This is a genomic window from Enterococcus sp. 3H8_DIV0648 (assembly GCF_002140655.1).
In the GTDB taxonomy this organism is placed as follows: domain Bacteria; phylum Bacillota; class Bacilli; order Lactobacillales; family Enterococcaceae; genus Enterococcus_A; species Enterococcus_A hulanensis.
This window is the reverse complement of record NZ_NGLG01000001.1, coordinates 630,763-635,152: the sequence shown is the minus strand read 5'-3', so window position 1 is coordinate 635,152 and position 4,390 is coordinate 630,763. Positions and strand designations below refer to the sequence as shown.

Below are 4,390 nucleotides of genomic sequence, written 5' to 3'. Positions count from 1 at the left end.
CGTAATTTTTAAAAACGGATATGTCTTATCGTCCTTTAACATGATGTTGTATTTTGGATCATTTTTCTTGATTAAATTAATCTCAAGCAACAACGCCTCGATATTGGATTCTGTCACGATATACTCAAAGTCCACAATCTCACTGACTAATCGCTCAGTCTTGGTGTTATGACTACCCGTGAAATATGAGCGGACACGATTCTTTAAAATTTTAGCCTTCCCCACATAAATGATCGTGCCGTTCTTATCTTTCATCAGATAGCAACCTGGTTGATCTGGTAAAAGCGCTAATTTATTCTTAATTCGTTCGTTCATAAGTTGCTTCCCTTCACAGCTATCTCCTAATAATGATTTTATCTGCAAATCTACTGAAAAACTATCTATTAAATAGTTTTTACTGTTTCGAACTATGTATCTTTAGAAGCAGATTTGCTTTATTTAAAAAAGCTGGACTCAAGGTCCAGCTCAATATCTTACATGTGAGCTTGGATAAGCTCTTTTAATTGATCCTTAGTGTGAACACCGATAACCTTATCAACAACTTGTCCATCTTTTTTCAAGACAAGTGTCGGAATGCTCATGATTCCAAATGATGCTGGAGTTTCTGGATTTTCATCCACATCCATTTTTACAACTCTAAATTCGTCTTCATCATATTCCTCAGATAATTGTTCCAAGATCGGTGCCTGCATGCGACAAGGACCACACCATGTTGCCCAAAAGTCAATCAAAACAAGACCGTTATCTGTTTCTTCGTTAAAAGTTTTATCAGTAACTACTTGTGCCATTTGAATTCCTCCTATATAAATCGGATACTTAAAATCAGTATCCTTTTTTCTTACTAAAAGTAGTATAGCACGGTCCTATTTTCTTCGCTACTCTTCTGCTTACACTTGTAAACTATTTAAAAGTTACTACAGTGGCTCCACTGCCCCCTTGATTTGCTGGAGCAAATTCGAAGCTTTGAACATTGCGATTATTTTTCAGATAGTCAGTAATACCTTTTCGTAAAGCACCTGTTCCTTTTCCGTGAATGATACGCACTTGAGCAAAGTTTGCCAAAAGTGCCGCATCAATATATTGATCCACTTCCGCAAGTGCTTCTTCGTAACGTTTACCTCGTAAGTCCAATTCAGGTTTCACACGAGCACTCGCTCCTCGTTGAACGCCTGTTATTACTCGTTGCTTCGGCTCTTCAACAGGTGTAGTCAAAGTCATGTCATCCTCAGATACAGTCATCTTCAAAATTCCTAATTGTACCTGCCACTCGTTATCTGCGACCTTTTGAATTAAAGTACCGCGTTGTCCATAAGTTTCCACAATAACTTCATCATTTGGCTTGAACTGCTTTTTAGCCTTAGCTTTTTGTAAAATTTTATTTTTTTTCAGATGTTCATCTTGCTTTAAATCAGCTAATTGCGTTTTTGCATCAATCAATTGATGCTCTTTTATATTACCTTGACCATCTAATTGCATTTGGCGGATATCTTTAATAATTTTTTCGGCATTTTCTTCCGCTTCATTAACAATCTTATTGGCTTCTTTACGAGCTTTATCCATCTCTTTTTCCCGCTCATCAAAGAAATAGGAATAAGCGTTTTTCAAATCACGATATAATTTTTCAGATTCGTCTACATAGTGACGAATCTCCAAATACTCAGTTTCCGTGGCTTTGCGTTGATTTTCTAAATCAGAGATCATCTCATTCAAATCTTGACTTTCTTCATCAATGATTTGTTTCGCATTTTCGATCACCATCGAATCGAGGCCTAAGCGACGAGAAATTTCAAAAGCATTGCTTCGCCCTGGAACCCCGATCAGTAAGCGATAGGTCGGACTTAAGGTATCGACATCAAACTCCATACTTGCATTAATCGTGTTAGAACGATTGTAACCGTATATTTTCAATTCCGGATAGTGAGTTGTCGCCATGACGTAAGATGATTGAGCTCCAACTGCATCCAAAATCGCAATTGCTAGCGCCGCACCTTCCTGCGGGTCGGTTCCTGCACCCAATTCATCAAATAGCACTAGACTATGTTCATCAATTTTATCTAGTATTGATACAATATTGGTCATGTGAGAAGAAAATGTCGATAAACTTTGTTCGATAGATTGTTCATCACCAATATCAGCGAATATTTCTGTAAAAATCCCCATTTCACTCTCTTCACCTACAGATAACGGCAACCCTGCTTGCCCCATTAATTGTAAAAGGCCCAGTGTTTTTAGAGAGATAGTCTTCCCGCCAGTGTTCGGACCAGTGATAACAACAGCTTGGAAATCTTGTCCGATCATAATATCATTCGCGACAGCCTTTTCCTGATCTAGGAGTGGATGTCGAGCTTGTTTGAAAAATACGTGATTCTCCTGATTAATCACAGGTACAACTGCTTTCAATGACTTTGCAAATCTGGCCTTTGCATTCATCAAGTCAAAACGACCTAATACGTAAGCATTGTGTAAAATATCTTTTCGCGGAGCTACTAATTCAGCCGATAATTCAGCTAGTATACGCTCTATTTCTGTTCGCTCAGCAATTTGCTGCTGACGTAAGCGGTTGTTTAACTCTACAATCTGTTTCGGCTCCATAAACAAGGTTTGTCCAGAAGCACTTTGATCATGGACAACACCGCCAAAAACACCACGATATTCTTGTTTTACAGGAATCACATATCGATCATTTCGCATGGTAATCAAGCTGTCACTTAAATATTTTGCGTTTTTTCCACGAATCAACCCGTCCAGTTGTTCTCGAATAGTTTGTTCGCTGCGGCGAATCTGACTACGAATCGTACGCAATTCAGTGGATGCTTCATCACGAATTCGTCCATCCTCTTCTACAGAACGCCGTAATTTCCCACTCAATTCTGGTAACGTCGTTAATTGCTCTTCCCAAAAATAGATCCGTAAAAATTCTAATTCACTATCCTTTAAATCATCAATAAAACGAACCAGCTCACTGGTCGTTGACAAAACACGAGAAACTTCTGCTAGTTCTAATCCATTGAGATTTGCACCAATTTCAATTCGTTTCATGTGCGGCTTAATATTATTTAGTTTAGGAATAGGCAGTCCACCGCGTAAACGTTGAACCTTCATCCCGTCTTCCGTTTCATCCAGCCAGGCTTGAACCGTTTCTTCATTACTCGAAGGTGCCAATTGACGAATTTCCTCTTCACCTTGTTCGGTTGTTAAATATTGTTGAATCATTTTTTTTACTTGCTCAAATTCTAATGTTTTTAGAATGCGCTCATTCATTTTTTCACCTTCTATACATAAATAAACCGAAACCTGTCAAACAGCGTCCCGGTCTTTTCTTTATCCAATAATTTTTGTCACCCATAAGTTGTCAAACTGTGAACTTAAAAACAGTGAGTGCTCAATCATAAATCGAGCATACCAGCTGCCTTCTAATTGATTTTGAATCAATGCCATCGGTACGAAACTGACAAGCTTCAACATCAAAAAAATAAATACATAACAAACAAACAGTTGGAGAACTCCAGCAACAATCCCATCATACTGAGGAATAATCACTTTAAACAGCAAGTCTTTGAAAAAGATCGCGATTAAATGTGTTGCTAGCCAGCCAACAATTAAAATCATTACAAACGCCACACCCGCATAAAAAGCCTTATCTAAATTAAAAGCTTGTTCTACAGAGTAATAGACCATTTTTGATTCGCTAGTAACAGATGGATATGGTACGAATAAGTCCAAATGGGAACCTAATTGTTGATAAAACATTTGGGCAGCGATAAACGACAGCAGATATCCGATTGAAAATACTATCTGGTAAGCTGCACCTCGTCGATAGCCAACATAAAAAGATAGCAGTAATGCAAATAAAATTACTAATGTTAACATAGTATCCCTCACTTATTTATTTGCCGCTCTTTTTTGAATCTCACGTTTCCGGTTTTCGTTAACGATTTGCTGCGCTTCTACGTGATTTCGGATCGGGACATTTTCTTTTCCGTTTCTCCGCATGATTTCTTTGGCTTCGGCTTCAATTGCTTCGATTTTTTTGATTCGATTCTCTAATTCTAAATTATGGGCGGCCTGCCCATCCAGCGTGTATTGCTGCTTTTCCAGCTTCATTAACGCCTCTTGTTTTTTCAATTGATCTGAGACCGCATTGATCGCCAACAGCATCGCAGCTTTTTCTTGTGTGATCTCAGGTGATAACGACATGATCTCATTTAACTGTTCATTGACCAAAGCTGTAACCATATCCATATGTTGCTTCGATTCTTGACCAATGATAGTATAAGTCTGACCGGCAACGATTGCCTTATAGCGATTTTGCGCCATATCGATCAACCTTTCTAATACAATTTTTTAATAACCCAGTATCAAAAATACTAATTTATTATATGCTAAAACC

General features: G+C 38.1%; 5 protein-coding genes. All 5 read right to left on the bottom strand.

Annotated features, from left to right (window positions below):
- On the bottom strand, nucleotides 1–315 hold a 315-nt coding region (locus tag A5875_RS02895), incomplete at its 3' end, for a GIY-YIG nuclease family protein (RefSeq protein ID WP_176244607.1).
- A 158-nt stretch (nucleotides 316–473) separates the two neighbouring features.
- Nucleotides 474–788, bottom strand: coding sequence for a thioredoxin (gene trxA, locus A5875_RS02890; RefSeq protein WP_088932209.1), 315 nt, complete (start codon nucleotides 786–788; stop codon nucleotides 474–476).
- Nucleotides 789–900: 112 nt separating this feature from the next.
- Complete coding sequence (locus A5875_RS02885) at nucleotides 901–3,261, bottom strand: endonuclease MutS2 (RefSeq protein WP_088932208.1); 2,361 nt, start codon at nucleotides 3,259–3,261, stop codon at nucleotides 901–903.
- A 60-nt stretch (nucleotides 3,262–3,321) separates the two neighbouring features.
- Nucleotides 3,322–3,870, bottom strand: coding sequence for a CvpA family protein (locus A5875_RS02880; RefSeq protein WP_088932207.1), 549 nt, complete (start codon nucleotides 3,868–3,870; stop codon nucleotides 3,322–3,324).
- Nucleotides 3,871–3,882: 12 nt separating this feature from the next.
- Nucleotides 3,883–4,317: a cell division protein ZapA gene (gene zapA, locus A5875_RS02875; protein ID WP_088932206.1), complete on the bottom strand. Its 435-nt coding sequence runs from the start codon at nucleotides 4,315–4,317 to the stop codon at nucleotides 3,883–3,885.
- Nucleotides 4,318–4,390 lie beyond the last annotated feature (73 nt).